Source organism: Mesorhizobium sp. P5_C1 (genome assembly GCF_054049815.1).
This window is the reverse complement of record NZ_JBFULQ010000133.1, coordinates 1-12,748: the sequence shown is the minus strand read 5'-3', so window position 1 is coordinate 12,748 and position 12,748 is coordinate 1. Positions and strand designations below refer to the sequence as shown.

The following is a 12,748-nucleotide window of genomic DNA, read 5'->3' as shown; positions in this document are numbered from 1 at the left end:
ACGATACACCCGAAACGCCGTATGTCGACGATCGATCAAGCGCCGACGCCGTCGTCCGCTCACTTTACAGCGCGATCAACCGGCATGAATTCGCTCGCGCCTGGGGTTATTTCGGAGATACAAAGCCAGCAAAGGACTTCGACAGTTTCGTCAAGGGCTATGACGGCACCGACAAGGTCGAGGTCGAGACCGGTGCAATTTCAGACGAAGGCGCTGCCGGCAGCATTTTCTACAATGTCCCTGTCGCCATTCGCGCCACCGACAAGACCGGCGGCGAAAAGGTCTTTGCCGGCTGCTATACACTGCGCCAGGTCAATGCCCAGATCCAGGCGGCGCCGCCCTTCGATCCCATCCACATCGAAAAAGGTGCGCTGAAACCCTCCACCGCCGATTTCGAGGAGGCGCTGCCGCCAAGCTGCGGCGACGGGCCGCCACCTCCGAAGAAGGACACGGCACTGGAGCAGGCCAAGAAGGCCTTCCTGGCGACTTATGGCGACCAGTGCGACAAGCAATTCCTGGCCGATGAGCCGACCGTTTTTTCGATCAAATACAAGGACAAGGATGCAGCGCCCGGCGACCCCGACAAGGAAACACGGCTGTTTCATTTTTCCTGTTCCGCCGCTGCCTACAATGAAAGCTCGGTCTACTACATGACCGACGAGCTATCGGCCGTGCAGCAATTGCAGTTCGCCGAACCCAAGATGGATATCCGCTACGAGAACAATAACAGCGACGGCAAATTGCTGGGCATGAGCATCGTCGGCTTCCAGACGACCGGCTGGGCGGTCAATTCCGATTATGACGAGGAAGCCCACACGATCACCACCTTCAACAAGTGGCGCGGCATCGGTGATGCATCCGACTCGGGGACCTATCTGTTCCGCAATGGCAGTTTCTCGCTGGTACAGTTCGACGTCGACGCATCCTATGACGGCGAGGAAAATCCGCAGACGGTTGTCGACTACAACACCGCGCCCTGAGGGTTAGCCGGCTTCCCACAGCGTCAATCAAGGTGCTTTCGACAGCATCCAGTTGAGGGTGCCGCGCCAGTCGGTCATGCGGATCGGCGTGCCATGGGTGCCTGTCTCGAAACGGACGAAGCGGGTCGGATAGGGATAGGCCTTTGATTTGGCGATGATGGCGCGGAAGAAGGCTTCCTGCTTTTCCACCGGGAAAACCACGTCATGGCTGCCCTGTCCGAAGAAGACCGGGACGTGACGCCTGAAGGCCGGGCTTGAGAAAAAGCTCTCGTCCCATAGCGAGCCGAGCAGCAGCAGGCCGTTGATGCGCCGGCCCGTGTCGTTGCGGGCAGCAAGCTTCCAGCACAGGGACCCGCCCATCGAACCGCAGGCGATGAAAATCTTCGCGCTGGGAGATTGTTCGGCATAATGATCGATCAGCGCCGCCACCTGGGCGGCGCCCTTGTCGCCGAAATCGGGAAAGTCGGGGCTGAGATAGAGGCCGCCATTGCCGGCCATCAGGTTCTTGAGCCGGTTGAAATTGCCGCCGAAAGTGAAGTCGTCGACGCCTTGCTTGCGGCTGCCACCCTGCCCGTGCAGGTAAAGCACGATGATGCCGGCACCCTCGGTCTTGCCGACGGCAACGTGCCTGACGTCGCCGGCATCGGTCTTCAGCAGCAGATCCTGCTGCACCTTACGCACGCTGGTGTCGGTGTATTGCGCGCGCACCCTGCGCTCCGGCACCTCGTCACGCTGGTTGATGTCGCGCAGCTCGTGGTAGTCGAGAACCGTGTAGGCGCCGCTGGTGTCGGACGACAGCACGGCCGGATAGGCGAAGAGATCGTCCTTGAAGGGTTTTAGCGACAGCGTCTGACTTTGCGCGGCCGCCGACAACAGGGCCGTCGCGGTTACAAAGATACAGAAAAATCGGAAGCGGAATGACATGCCAGCAGGCATGCGTTTTTCAGCTTCGGTTTGTCAATCCTGCAGAACGCCGCCGGCGCCTTCCAGCGCTTCGCGGGTGTCGACATCGACGGACGCCCCTGCGCCGATCTCGACATCGATGACATCGAGCCCTTCGGCCTCGACCAGATGGCGTGCACCGGTGTCGCCTTCCAGATGGGCGATCGCCGGAAACAGCGAGCGCGGCAAAAGCACCGGGTTGCCGCGCTTGCCGTCATGCGAGGCGCGCACCACCGAATTGCCGCCGGCCTTGCGGAATGCATCGATCAACCTGTCGAGGTCATCAGAAGAGACACCCGGCATGTCGCCGAGAACGATCATCACGCCGGCGGAGTCTTCGGGCAGATAGGCAATCCCGGCCTTTAGCGAGGTCGACAGTCCGTCGGCGAAATCGGGATTGTCGGCGAAAGCCACATCCAGCCCCGCCAACGCCGCCTGCACCCGCTCGCGCTGGTGGCCTGTGACGACAATCGTGCCCGAAGCCTTCGAGCCGAGCGCGCGCTCGGCGGTGCGGCGCACCAGCGGCTTGCCGTCGAATAGCGCCAAGAGTTTGTTCGGCCCGCCCATGCGGCTCGACCGGCCAGCCGCCAGAAGCACGATGCCAACCTTGAGCTTGTTTTTGGGCGGCAGCGGTTCGCGCGGCTGCGGCCGGGTCGGGATTTCCATCAACAGCCCGCCGACGCCCATGCCGGCGATATCCTTGGCGGTCACGTCAAGGCCAGCGATCAACCGGTCCAGCACCCAGTCGAAGCCATTTTCCTTGGGGCTGCGGGCGCAGCCGGGTGCACCGATGACACGCTTGCCGCCGAGCATACCGAGCACCAGGAGATTGCCGGGATCGACCGGCATGCCCGCGCGGATAACAGTACCACCCGCCCTCTCGATCGCCGCCGGAATGACATCGGCGAAATCACTCATCGCCGACGCGCCGAAGATCACCACCATGTCGTTGTCGCGCGCCAGCAAGGCCGCGGCCTCCGCCACCGGAGCGATCTCGTGCGGGGTGCGACGCTCCGCTGTCAGCCTGCCGCCGGTGCGCGCCAGCCGCGCTTCGGTGACGCGCAGCGTCTTGTCGAGCACGCTCGGCTTGATGCCCGGCAGGACGGTCTGGATGACGCCGACACGCACCGGCTGATAGGCGTTGACGGCAAAGATTTCCCCGCCGGCGCAGATTTTCGTGACCGCATCGACCAGCGCAGAGCTGACCGCGAAGGGAATGATCTTCACCGTCGCGACCATCTGGCCTTTCTCGACCGGCGCATGCTGCGCCAACGTGGCGATGGTGATGGCGGGATCGACGGCGTTGATGGCGTCGATGACAGCGGCGTTGACGGTGAAGATTCCGGCTGACCCGGCGTGGAGATTGACCCGCCCGGTCGCGGCCGGCCGGGCGTCGATGCCGCGAAAGGCCATGCTCTCGGCTATTTCCTGCGCGGCGGCGTCCTCACTGAGATCGTCGGCGGCCAGCACGGCCGCAACGACCTGGGAAATGCCGGCGCCCCGCAGCAAGGCCACGTCTTCGGCGTTCAGCCTGTGCGCCTTGCGAAAGCGCCGTTCGCCGGCCGTGGTGGCATGCGCCAGCACCGCACCTTCGGCCGCATCGATCGGAATCGGGCCGAATTTCACGCTGCCGCGCCTTTCACTTCCAGACCGCGCGAGCGGAAGGCATGGACGACCTGCGCCAGCACCGCGACCGCGATCTCGGCAGGGCTGGCGGCACCGATGTCGAGCCCGATCGGCGCGTGAATGCGGGCGATCTGGTCGGCGTTCGCGCCCAGCGCCAGCAAGCGTTCGACGCGCTTGGCGTGGGTCTTGCGGCTGCCAAGCGCGCCGACATAGAAGCAGTTGGCGTCGAGCGCTGCCTTCAGCGCAAAATCGTCGATCTTCGGATCATGGGTGACAGCGGCAAGCGCCGTGTAGCTGTCGAGCGGCTGGCGCTTCAGCACGTCCTCCGGCCATTCGGCATGCAGGGTGACATCGGGAAAGCGGTCTGATGTGGCAAAGGCGGTGCGCGGATCGATGATCTCCAGGGGATAGCCTGCGATCCTGGCCATTGGAGCCAGCGCCTGGCTGATGTGCACAGCGCCGACGACAACCAGCCGCGGCTGCGGCAGATGCGCGTTGAGAAAGAAGGTCCGTCCCTCGGCCTCGACCGAACCGGAATTGCCTGATCGAAACGCCCTGGCGACAGCAACGCCGAGATCGCCTGCAACCTGGTCGCCTTCGCGCACGATACGGTCGCGGCCGTCACCGAGATCGGTGACGAGGATCGCCGCGCGGCGGGCGCGGCGTTCGGCGTTCAACATCTTGAGCGCATACGGGTCCATAATCAGCCCAATCTTTCAACATAGACCTTGATGCGGCCGCCGCAGGACAGGCCGACCTGCCAAGCGGTTTCGTCGGCAACACCGAACTCGAGCATCCTGGCCTTGCCTGTGTCGATGACATCGATGGCTTCGGTGACCACCGCGCCTTCGACGCAGCCGCCAGAGACGGAGCCGTGGAAATTGCCGTCGGCGTCGATGACCAGATGACTGCCGACCGGACGCGGCGCCGAGCCCCAGGTCTCGACCACAGTGGCAATGGCGACATCCTTGCCGTCCTTCATCCAGCCTTCCGCGATGATCAGCGGATCGCGGGCCTCGTCGAGATAAATGCTGTTTTCCATGGTCGCTTCTCTTGGAATCTGTTTATGATCTGGGCACCGCCAGTTCGCGCAAGCGGGTTCGTCGTGATCCACTTGGCGCGCGGCAAACGCATGGTCAATCAATCACCGCGAATGCGTCAACTTCGATGAGGTAGTCGGGGGACAGGTTCGCCACGCCAAGCACCACGTCAGCTGGTTTGTGATCTCCGAACAACCCTATCCGCGCCTTTTCGATGATCGGCAGGCATTCATCGCGATTGTAGTTGACGACATAGATCGTGATCCTGGCGACCTGCGTAGGCGCCGCACCGGCGGCGGCAAGTGCTCGGCCGAGATTGGCAAACACTGGCGCGCCTGAGTCGCAAGATCACCACGGCCAACAAGCTTGCCATGTAGGTCTTCGGGCTCCTGGCCCGAGATGAACACCAACTTGCTACCTGTCGCAACGACGACCTGGCTGTACGTCTGCGGAATCGGCAGATCCTTGGGGTTGATGCTTTGGAGCGTCATTGATCGGGCCTCCTGCGCGGTGATTTCAATTTTTTCTGGGAGTCTGTTTTTCCGATGGATAGACATATGGCTATGCGGCGTGCCTGACACCAGCTTCCAGCCAGCGGCGCGGATCGACCGAAGCGGCCGATTTCTTGTCCAGCGAGGCACAGAGGTCGGCGAGCGCATCGAGATTGTGCACCGAGCGGAATTCGTCGACATGCGGCAGCATCGCCTTGACGCCGCGGGCGCGCGCCTGGAAACCGTCGAAGCGCAGCAACGGGTTCAGCCAGATCAGCCGCCGGCAGGATTTGTGCAGGCGCTCCATCTCCTCCGAGAGGCCGACGACATCGTCGCGCTCCAGTCCGTCGGTGATCAAAAGCACCACCGCCCCCTGCCCCAGAACGCGGCGCGACCACAGCCTGTTGAACTCGGCCAGCGTATCGCCAATGCGGGTGCCGCCCGACCAGTCCTTGACCGCCGCCGAGCAGTCGGCCAGTGCGGCATCCGGATCGCGGTGGCGCATCTGCCGGGTCAGATTGGTCAGCCGGGTGCCGAAGACGAAAGTGTGGACGCGGCGGCGCTTTTCGGTCAGCGCATGCAGGAAGTGCAGGAAGATGCGCGTGTACTGGCTCATCGAGCCGGAAATGTCGGCCAGCACCACCAGCGGCGGGTGAACCTCGCGCTGTGAGCGGAATTTCGGCAGGATCAATTCGCCGCCGGTTCGCGCGGCCGAACGCATCATGGCGCGCGGATCGATGCGGCGGCCATGCGCATCGGCCTTGAAGCGCCGGGTCCGCACCATGTCGAAGGGCAGCCGCAACTGGGCGATCGCCTTCCTGGCATCCGCCATCTCGGCTGCGTTCATCTGGGCAAAGTCCTTGCCGCGCAGCACCTCGTTGCCGGAAAAAGTAAAGCGGGCGTCGACCTCGATTTCGGGGATTTCCTGCGTCGGCTGGTTCTTCTGATGGCCCTCGAACATCGCCTGGCTGACGCGGTTTTCTGCGGCGCGCGGCTTGTGTTTTTCCCTGGTGTCGGGGGCCACCGGCGAGAACATCGCCAGCATCTTCTCGATCAGTTCGCGCGACTTCCAGAACAGCCGGAAAGCTTCGTCGAAGATGGCGTGGTCCTCGTGGCGGGACACCAGCACGGCATGCAGCGTCCAGTAGAAATCATCGCGCGAACCGATGCCGGCGACGAGCACTGCCTCGATGGCATCCTTGACCGACGCCGGTCCGACCCGCATGCCGGCCTTGCGCAAAGTGCGGGCGAAATAGACGATATTGTCGGCAATCCGACCGTCCGCTGTCGCCTCTTTCGGCTCGGGGCGCGGCATCGCCTACTCCGCCGCCGAAAGCTCAGCCTTCACCTCGTTGAGGATGCGCCGGCCTTCGCCCTGTTCGATACGGGCAATGTCGTCCTGGTATTTCAACAGCACGCCGATGGTGTCCGATACGGTTTCCGGATCAAGCGCCACCTTGTCGAGCTCCGTCAGCGCGCCGGCCCAGTCGATGGTCTCGGCGACGCCCGGCACCTTGAACAGCTCGATCTGGCGCAGCTTCTGGATGAAGGAGACCACCTCGGCCGAAAGCCGCTGGTTGGCCTGCGGCACCTTTCGGCGCACGATCTCCAGCTCGCGCTCGGCATTGGGATAGTCGACCCAGTGATAGAGACAGCGCCGCTTCAGCGCGTCGTGGATCTCGCGGGTGCGGTTGGTGGTGATGATGACGATCGGCGGTTCTTCCGCCTTGATCGTGCCGAGTTCAGGCACCGTCACCTGGAAATCGGACAGGATTTCGAGCAGGAACGCCTCGAAGGCCTCGTCGGTGCGATCGAGTTCATCGATCAGGAAGACGGGCGCGGCACCCGTCTTGCCGGTCAGCGCATCGAGCACCGGGCGACGGATCAGGTATTTTTCGGAGAAGACGTTGCGCTCCATGTCGGAGCGGTCGACCTTGCCGGCCGCCTCCTCCATGCGGATCTCGATCATCTGCGCGGCGTAGTTCCATTCGTAGACGGCAGACGAGACGTCAAGGCCTTCATAGCACTGCAAGCGGATCAACCGGCGGCCAAGCGCTTGCGCCAGCACCTTGGCGATCTCGGTCTTGCCGACACCGGCCTCGCCCTCGAGGAACAGCGGCCGTTTCATGCGCATCGACAGGAACAGCACGGTTGCCAATGACCGGTCCGCCACATAGTCCGCACCGGTCAGGAGATCGAGCGTCTCGTCGATCGTCCGCGGCGCGGCACGCGGTTTCAGCTCGTTCATTCTTTCTCCGTGAACGCCGCCGCCCCGCTGTCCAGGACATGGTAGCCGCGGGCGTGATAGATCAGCGGCCGCAAATTATCGCCCATGCGCAGACCTGTCACCTTGCCAAAAAGCACACGATGCGTGGCCAGGTCCTTGCTGTCGATCAGCTCGCAGTCGAACACCGCGAGCGCGCCCTTCAGGGTCGGCGCGCCGGTCGAAATCACGTCCCATTCGCCCAGCGCGAAGCGTTCCTCGACCGGCAGGCCGGTAATGCCGGAAAAGCCGATCGAGAGCGGCTCCTGATGCGAAGCCAGCGTGTTCAGGGCAAATCTGCCGTTTTTCACGAACGGCTCATTCTTGGGGTTTTCACGGTTGAGGCAGACGAGAATCGTCGGCGGCGTGTCCGACACCGAACAGGCCGCGATCACCGTCGCGCCGCGCTTGCCTGCCGGCCCATCGGTGGTGACCACATGGACGTGGCCGGCAAAATGGCTCATCGCGTCGCGATAGGCCTGCGGCCCAATGTCATTCTTCTTCAGCACCGGAAATTGTCCACAGCCAGAAACCTACCGCTATATATGGCGACATACGACATGCCACAAGCGAAGTGCTTGGCCCATATCGTGAAATTCGCGTGTTGCACCAAGGCCGGCCAGCCTTTAGGTCTTGGCRGGAATTGGCGGCTGCGAGATGTCGCCAGTTGGGAGGAATTCATCACCAGAATGCGCCCCGGGGTAACGATATCTGCCGCACTGGCCTGGCTGTTCATGGCCGGCGTCGCCAGCGCCCAGACGCTGCTGGTGGGCGTGGCTGCGCCCTTGTCCGGACCATCTGCCATCCTCGGCAAGCAGATCGACGCCGGCACCGGTCTCGCGGCCGAAGCGAACGGCGTCGAACTCAAAACCATCGATGACGCCTGTACCGCCGATGGCGGAGCCGCCGCGGCCAGGGAATTCGTGGCGGCCAAGGTCACTGTGGTGGTCGGCTTTCTCTGCACCGACGCGATCGAGGCGGCGATGCCGATCCTGAAAGACGCCAACATTCCGGTCATCACCGTTGGCGTGCGAACCGAAAGCCTGACCGACCGGCGCGCCAAGACCGGCTGGCCAGTCTATCGTCTCGGGCCACGCGGCGACGACGAGCGCAATGCGGTCGCCGCCAGCCTCACCCGCCTGTGGCAGGACGAACTGTTCGCCATCATCGATGACGGGACCATCTATGGCCGCGAAATGGCCGAGACGTTTCGGGCGGCGGCCGAACAGGCGGCGCTGAAGCCGGTTTTCGTCGATACGTTCCGGCCGCAACTCGACAACCAGATCGGCCTGGTCGGCCGGCTGAAGAAGGCCGGCGCGACGCATGTCTTTGCGGGTGGCGACGGCGACGATGTCGCCATCATGGGCCGTGACGCGGCGCAACTCTCTGCCGGTATCGTGTTCGCCGGAGGCGAAAATCTGCGCACACCGCCCGGCGATGTGCCCTATGCGACCGGCACGCTGATGATCGCACCGCCTGAATGGGCCGATGTCGCCGATCCAAAAGTGCTGGAAAGCTTCTCCGCACGCAGGATCGTGCCGGACGGCTACACACTGCCGGCCTAYGCGGCGGTCGAGATCGCCAAGGCAGCATCAGGCCTGGCCGAAACTTCAGGCAAGCCGCTGGCCGACGCGCTGACCGGGCATGATTTCACCACCGCGATAGGCCCGGTCCGCTTCGACGCGAAAGGCGACCTCAGCCAGAGCCCTTACCGCGTCTTCCGCTTCGACGGCACACGTTTTGCGCCTTTGGAAAGCAACTGATGTTTCGCACCGGCCCGCGCAATCTGATCACCGATGTTGCTGGCCTGCGGGTCGGCAACGCTTCCGACGCCAGGCTGAAGTCCGGCGTCACGACCATCCTTTGCGACGAGCCGGCGGTGGCCGGCGTGCAGATCCTGGGCGGTGCACCGGGCACCCGCGAGACCGACCTGCTCGAACCACACAATTCGGTCGAGGCTGTCCACGCCGTGGTGCTTTCAGGCGGTTCGGCTTTCGGTCTCGATGCGGCATCCGGCGTGCAGGCGGCCCTGCGCGAGCGCGGCATCGGGCTTGAAGTCGGTGGCTTTCGCGTGCCGATCGTGCCGGCTGCGATCCTGTTCGACCTGCGCAATGGCGGCGACAAGGACTGGGGCCGTTATCCACCCTACCGCGACTTCGGCTATGAAGCAGCGCAAGCCGCCACTACCGATTTCCCGCTCGGCACGATCGGCGCCGGCACCGGTGCGCTCACCTCGGGTTTAAAGGGCGGCCTCGGCTCGGCCTCGACGCTGCTCGACAATGGCATCACCATCGGTGCGCTGGCCGCCGTCAACCCGACCGGCTCGGTGACCGTCGGCCGAACCCAGCATTTCTGGGCGGCACCCTTCGAGATTGGCGACGAATTTGGCGGACTTGGCTACCCCTCGCCGATGCCGGACGACGCGAAACGGATCCTGTTGAAATACCGCGACAAGCATGTCGGCAGGCAGATGGAGACCGGTGGCAACACCACCATCGCCGTTATTGCCACGGACGCGGTTCTCACCAAGGCCGCCGCAAAACGACTAGCCATAGCAGCGCATGACGGGTTCGTGCGCGCCATCTGGCCGACGCACACGCCGGCCGACGGCGACCTGGTGTTTGCGCTGGCGACGGGTATCAGTGGTGTCGAGCTTGCGGCCGATGCGGCGATCGACCTCTATGCCGCGGCCGGCGCCACGATGGCGCGCGCCATCAGCCGCGGTGTGTTTGCCGCGACGTCTGCCGATGACGACCTGTTTCCGGTCTGGTCGGCGCGCTCGGGGTGAAGCAGCCGATCAGACGGGATCGGACTTTTCTTCTTCGAAGGTCACCGCGACATCGGAATTCGCCGACAGCCACACCTTCTTGCCATCGACCTCGGCAACCAGAGCCAGGGAAATGTAGTGGTGATGGCCCTTGTGAGCGCCCTCGCCGCTGTCGGCCCTGGTCAGCTTGATCCGCTTCCCGTCGACCTTGTCGACGGTGCCGACATGCACGCCATCGGCGCCGATGACTTCCATATGCTCACGAATTTTGCTGGTGTCGGTCATGGTGGTTCTCCATTGGATTGTCGACGATAACAAATGACCTGCCGATTGGATGCATTGGCTGTCGGACTGCACGACGTTTTGATTCCGTCGTGCTAGGGGATTGAAACGATCACGGCTGCCGGAGCGAAAACCGATGCGACTGCTCTTCCTGTTTGTCGTTGCCATGCTTGCACAATTTGCGACGTCGATCGCCGCCCATGCCGGCGATGTGGCCGAGCTCGAAATCCTCGGCTTCACCAAGGACGGTGGTGTCTTCGCCTTCGAGGAATATGGCGTCCAGGACGGCTCGGGATTTCCTTATGCCAACCGTTATTATATCGACACAAACGACGACAGCTTTCTCAAGGGAACGCCGATCAGGGTCCGGATCGACGATGAGAATGCCACGCTCGAAGCCGCCCGTCTCGAGGCCCGGCAAAAAGGCGAAGCGATCGTCAAACAGGCTGAGTTGACGGCGAACAGGGGCATCACCGCGGGCTTCAACCCGGTGACCGAGCTTTCGGCCGATCCGCACCGCATGGCGGTCAACCCCCGCCCGATCTTTTCACCGGTCGACCAGCCGCTTGAATTCCGGCTCGACGAGGTCGGCATGAACAGCACCGAAGGCTGCGAGAGCCAGGGCGAGATCAACGGCTTCCGGTTGCTGCGCATCGAGGCGCAGGATGGCGGCACGACCAAGCTGTTGCACGAGGACAAGTCGATCCCCAAGAGCCGGGGTTGCCCGAACGGCTACCGGATCGGCGCGGTGCAGACGTTTTCACTGGACAGTCTCAGCGGCTATGCAGTGCTGATCAGCGTGCGCCAATACGGCTTCGAGGGGCCGAACTTTCGCTGGATCGCAGTGACCGGCCGCCTGTGACATCGCTTGTTCAACCCGCTGGGCGCAATCGTGCCCTGAGCCGCCTTCGCCGCGCTATACCGGCGTCGCGAACAGCGCTTTTCGGCGCCTTGTTGTGGGCCGTGGCGATGGGCGCCAGCGCGCTCGTCACCCTGCTGTTGGATGGCTGGGAGACGCCTGAAAAGATCGGCACCGTGTCGCTGCTCTATGCCTGCGGCGGAGCACTTGCCTTTCCGTTTGGCCTGTTCGCGGCGCGGCTGGTCTCGCTCGGAAGGCGCTGGGAGGTTGCGTTCGCGGCGGCGTTCGTGTGCCTGCTCGGCGCAACCATCGGCCTGACCGGCGGGCTCTATGCCTTGCAATACCGCTCCTATTATGCCGAGTGGCATGCACCGGCTTTCACCCGCAACTGGGCCATCCAGTTCGTCTTCACAGTGTTGATTGCGCTCTACCAGTTCGTGGTGCTGGGCATCCGGCTCTATTTTCCGCTCGGTTTCGCCGCCTTGCTTGCCGCGAGCGTCTGGTTTGCGCGGCAGCGGCGTTGAGCATTTTGCCCGCCTCTGTTAGGACGCGGGCAAACTCCTCGACAAATCAGGACTGACCGATGATCCCTCGTTATTCCCGGCCGGAAATGGTCGCCATCTGGTCGCCCGAAACCCGGTTCCGCATCTGGTTCGAGATCGAAGCTTATGCGTGCGATGCGCTGGCCGAACTCGGTGTCATCCCCAAGGAAGCGGCTAAAACCATCTGGGAAAAGGGCGGCGCGGCAAAATTCAACGTGGAAGCGATCGACGAGATCGAGCGCGTCACCAAGCATGACGTCATCGCCTTCCTCACCCATCTTGCTGAATTCGTCGGACCCGACGCCCGCTTCATCCATCAGGGCATGACCTCTTCGGACGTTCTCGACACCTGCTTTGCCGTCCAGCTTACCCGGGCCAGCGACATCCTTCTGGCCGACATTGACGGCCTGCTTGCGGCACTCAAGCGCCGTGCCTTCGAGCACAAGGACACCGTCACGATCGGCCGCAGCCATGGCATCCATGCCGAGCCGACGACCTTCGGCATCAAGCTGGCGCAGGCCTATGCCGAGTTCTCGCGCTGCCGCGAGCGGCTGGTGCACGCGCGGGAAGACATCGCCACCTGCGCCATTTCGGGCGCGGTCGGCACCTTCGCCAACATCGACCCCTATGTTGAGGAACACGTCGCGGCAAAGCTCGGGCTGAAGCCGGAGCCGGTGTCGACGCAGGTGATCCCGCGCGATCGTCACGCCATGTTCTTCGCCACGCTCGGCGTCATCGCCTCGTCGATCGAGCGGCTGTCGATCGAGATCCGGCATCTGCAGCGCACCGAAGTGCTGGAAGCGGAAGAGTATTTCTCGCCGGGGCAAAAGGGCTCGTCGGCGATGCCGCACAAGCGCAATCCGGTGCTGACCGAAAACCTGACCGGCCTTGCCCGCATGGTGCGGTCCATGGCGCTGCCGGCGATGGRGAACGTGGCGCTCTGGCACGAGCGCGAT

Annotated in this window: 15 protein-coding genes; 6 read left to right on the top strand and 9 right to left on the bottom strand. The window is 63.4% G+C overall.

The window, feature by feature from the left end; translation table 11 throughout:
* Window positions 1-980, top strand: a 980-nt coding sequence (locus ACXJ7R_RS13380) for a DUF1176 domain-containing protein (protein WP_457152248.1), incomplete at its 5' end; no start/stop codon positions are given.
* Between the two features lie 27 nt (window positions 981-1,007).
* Here ACXJ7R_RS13380 and ACXJ7R_RS13375 read toward each other — a convergent pair.
* The 8 genes from ACXJ7R_RS13375 to ACXJ7R_RS13340 form a co-directional block, all read right to left on the bottom strand.
* A complete protein-coding gene (locus ACXJ7R_RS13375; protein WP_457152249.1) occupies window positions 1,008-1,904 on the bottom strand; it encodes an alpha/beta hydrolase family protein in 897 nt (298 codons plus the stop codon).
* Between the two features lie 33 nt (window positions 1,905-1,937).
* The gene (locus ACXJ7R_RS13370) at window positions 1,938-3,548 is read right to left on the bottom strand and encodes an NTP transferase domain-containing protein (RefSeq protein WP_457152247.1); all 1,611 of its coding nucleotides are present in this window, start codon (window positions 3,546-3,548) and stop codon (window positions 1,938-1,940) included.
* Window positions 3,545-4,249, bottom strand: a complete 705-nt coding sequence (locus ACXJ7R_RS13365; protein WP_457152246.1) for an XdhC family protein — start codon at window positions 4,247-4,249, stop codon at window positions 3,545-3,547. Before ACXJ7R_RS13365 ends, ACXJ7R_RS13370 begins: the two co-directional genes overlap by 4 nt.
* 2 nt (window positions 4,250-4,251) lie before the next feature.
* Complete coding sequence (locus ACXJ7R_RS13360; protein WP_095085542.1) at window positions 4,252-4,590, bottom strand: XdhC family protein; 339 nt, start codon at window positions 4,588-4,590, stop codon at window positions 4,252-4,254.
* Window positions 4,591-4,684: 94 nt separating this feature from the next.
* Complete coding sequence (locus tag ACXJ7R_RS13355) at window positions 4,685-4,915, bottom strand: Rid family hydrolase (RefSeq protein WP_457152245.1); 231 nt, start codon at window positions 4,913-4,915, stop codon at window positions 4,685-4,687.
* 234 nt (window positions 4,916-5,149) lie between these two features.
* Window positions 5,150-6,394, bottom strand: a complete 1,245-nt coding sequence (locus tag ACXJ7R_RS13350) for a vWA domain-containing protein (protein ID WP_457152244.1) — start codon at window positions 6,392-6,394, stop codon at window positions 5,150-5,152.
* A gap of 3 nt (window positions 6,395-6,397) precedes the next feature.
* Entirely contained in the window at window positions 6,398-7,327 is a 930-nt protein-coding gene (locus tag ACXJ7R_RS13345) for an AAA family ATPase (protein WP_457152243.1), read from the bottom strand.
* Window positions 7,324-7,851: a flavin reductase gene (locus ACXJ7R_RS13340; RefSeq protein WP_095085520.1), complete on the bottom strand. Its 528-nt coding sequence runs from the start codon at window positions 7,849-7,851 to the stop codon at window positions 7,324-7,326. Before ACXJ7R_RS13340 ends, ACXJ7R_RS13345 begins: the two co-directional genes overlap by 4 nt.
* A 180-nt stretch (window positions 7,852-8,031) precedes the next feature.
* Here ACXJ7R_RS13340 and ACXJ7R_RS13335 point away from each other — a divergent pair, with 180 nt between their 5' ends.
* A complete protein-coding gene (locus ACXJ7R_RS13335) occupies window positions 8,032-9,105 on the top strand; it encodes a branched-chain amino acid ABC transporter substrate-binding protein (protein ID WP_457152242.1) in 1,074 nt (357 codons plus the stop codon).
* The gene (locus ACXJ7R_RS13330; RefSeq protein ID WP_457152241.1) at window positions 9,105-10,130 is read left to right on the top strand and encodes a P1 family peptidase; all 1,026 of its coding nucleotides are present in this window, start codon (window positions 9,105-9,107) and stop codon (window positions 10,128-10,130) included. The genes ACXJ7R_RS13335 and ACXJ7R_RS13330 overlap by 1 nt, the downstream gene beginning before the upstream one ends.
* Before the next feature lie 9 nt (window positions 10,131-10,139).
* On the opposite strand, the gene ACXJ7R_RS13325 is transcribed toward ACXJ7R_RS13330, so the two are convergent.
* Window positions 10,140-10,394: a DUF2171 domain-containing protein gene (locus ACXJ7R_RS13325; RefSeq protein WP_457152240.1), complete on the bottom strand. Its 255-nt coding sequence runs from the start codon at window positions 10,392-10,394 to the stop codon at window positions 10,140-10,142.
* A 133-nt stretch (window positions 10,395-10,527) separates the two neighbouring features.
* Here ACXJ7R_RS13325 and ACXJ7R_RS13320 point away from each other — a divergent pair, with 133 nt between their 5' ends.
* From ACXJ7R_RS13320 to purB, 3 genes are all read left to right on the top strand, one after another.
* Complete coding sequence (locus ACXJ7R_RS13320) at window positions 10,528-11,253, top strand: DUF2259 domain-containing protein (RefSeq protein WP_457152239.1); 726 nt, start codon at window positions 10,528-10,530, stop codon at window positions 11,251-11,253.
* 107 nt (window positions 11,254-11,360) lie between these two features.
* Window positions 11,361-11,774, top strand: coding sequence for a hypothetical protein (locus ACXJ7R_RS13315; RefSeq protein WP_095085500.1), 414 nt, complete (start codon window positions 11,361-11,363; stop codon window positions 11,772-11,774).
* Between the two features lie 59 nt (window positions 11,775-11,833).
* Window positions 11,834-12,748: adenylosuccinate lyase (purB, locus tag ACXJ7R_RS13310; RefSeq protein WP_457152238.1), on the top strand; the 915-nt coding region annotated here is incomplete at its 3' end.

Coding starts and splice junctions, on each gene's coding strand:
- ACXJ7R_RS13375 (WP_457152249.1), bottom strand. CDS start 1,904: ATGTCATTCCGCTTCCGATTTTTCTGTATCTTTGTAACCGCGACGGCC.
- ACXJ7R_RS13345 (WP_457152243.1), bottom strand. CDS start 7,327: ATGAACGAGCTGAAACCGCGTGCCGCGCCGCGGACGATCGACGAGACG.
- ACXJ7R_RS13330 (WP_457152241.1), top strand. CDS start 9,105: ATGTTTCGCACCGGCCCGCGCAATCTGATCACCGATGTTGCTGGCCTG.
- ACXJ7R_RS13325 (WP_457152240.1), bottom strand. CDS start 10,394: ATGACCGACACCAGCAAAATTCGTGAGCATATGGAAGTCATCGGCGCC.
- ACXJ7R_RS13365 (WP_457152246.1), bottom strand. CDS start 4,249: ATGGACCCGTATGCGCTCAAGATGTTGAACGCCGAACGCCGCGCCCGC.
- ACXJ7R_RS13320 (WP_457152239.1), top strand. CDS start 10,528: ATGCGACTGCTCTTCCTGTTTGTCGTTGCCATGCTTGCACAATTTGCG.
- ACXJ7R_RS13315 (WP_095085500.1), top strand. CDS start 11,361: ATGGGCGCCAGCGCGCTCGTCACCCTGCTGTTGGATGGCTGGGAGACG.
- ACXJ7R_RS13350 (WP_457152244.1), bottom strand. CDS start 6,394: ATGCCGCGCCCCGAGCCGAAAGAGGCGACAGCGGACGGTCGGATTGCC.
- ACXJ7R_RS13360 (WP_095085542.1), bottom strand. CDS start 4,590: ATGGAAAACAGCATTTATCTCGACGAGGCCCGCGATCCGCTGATCATC.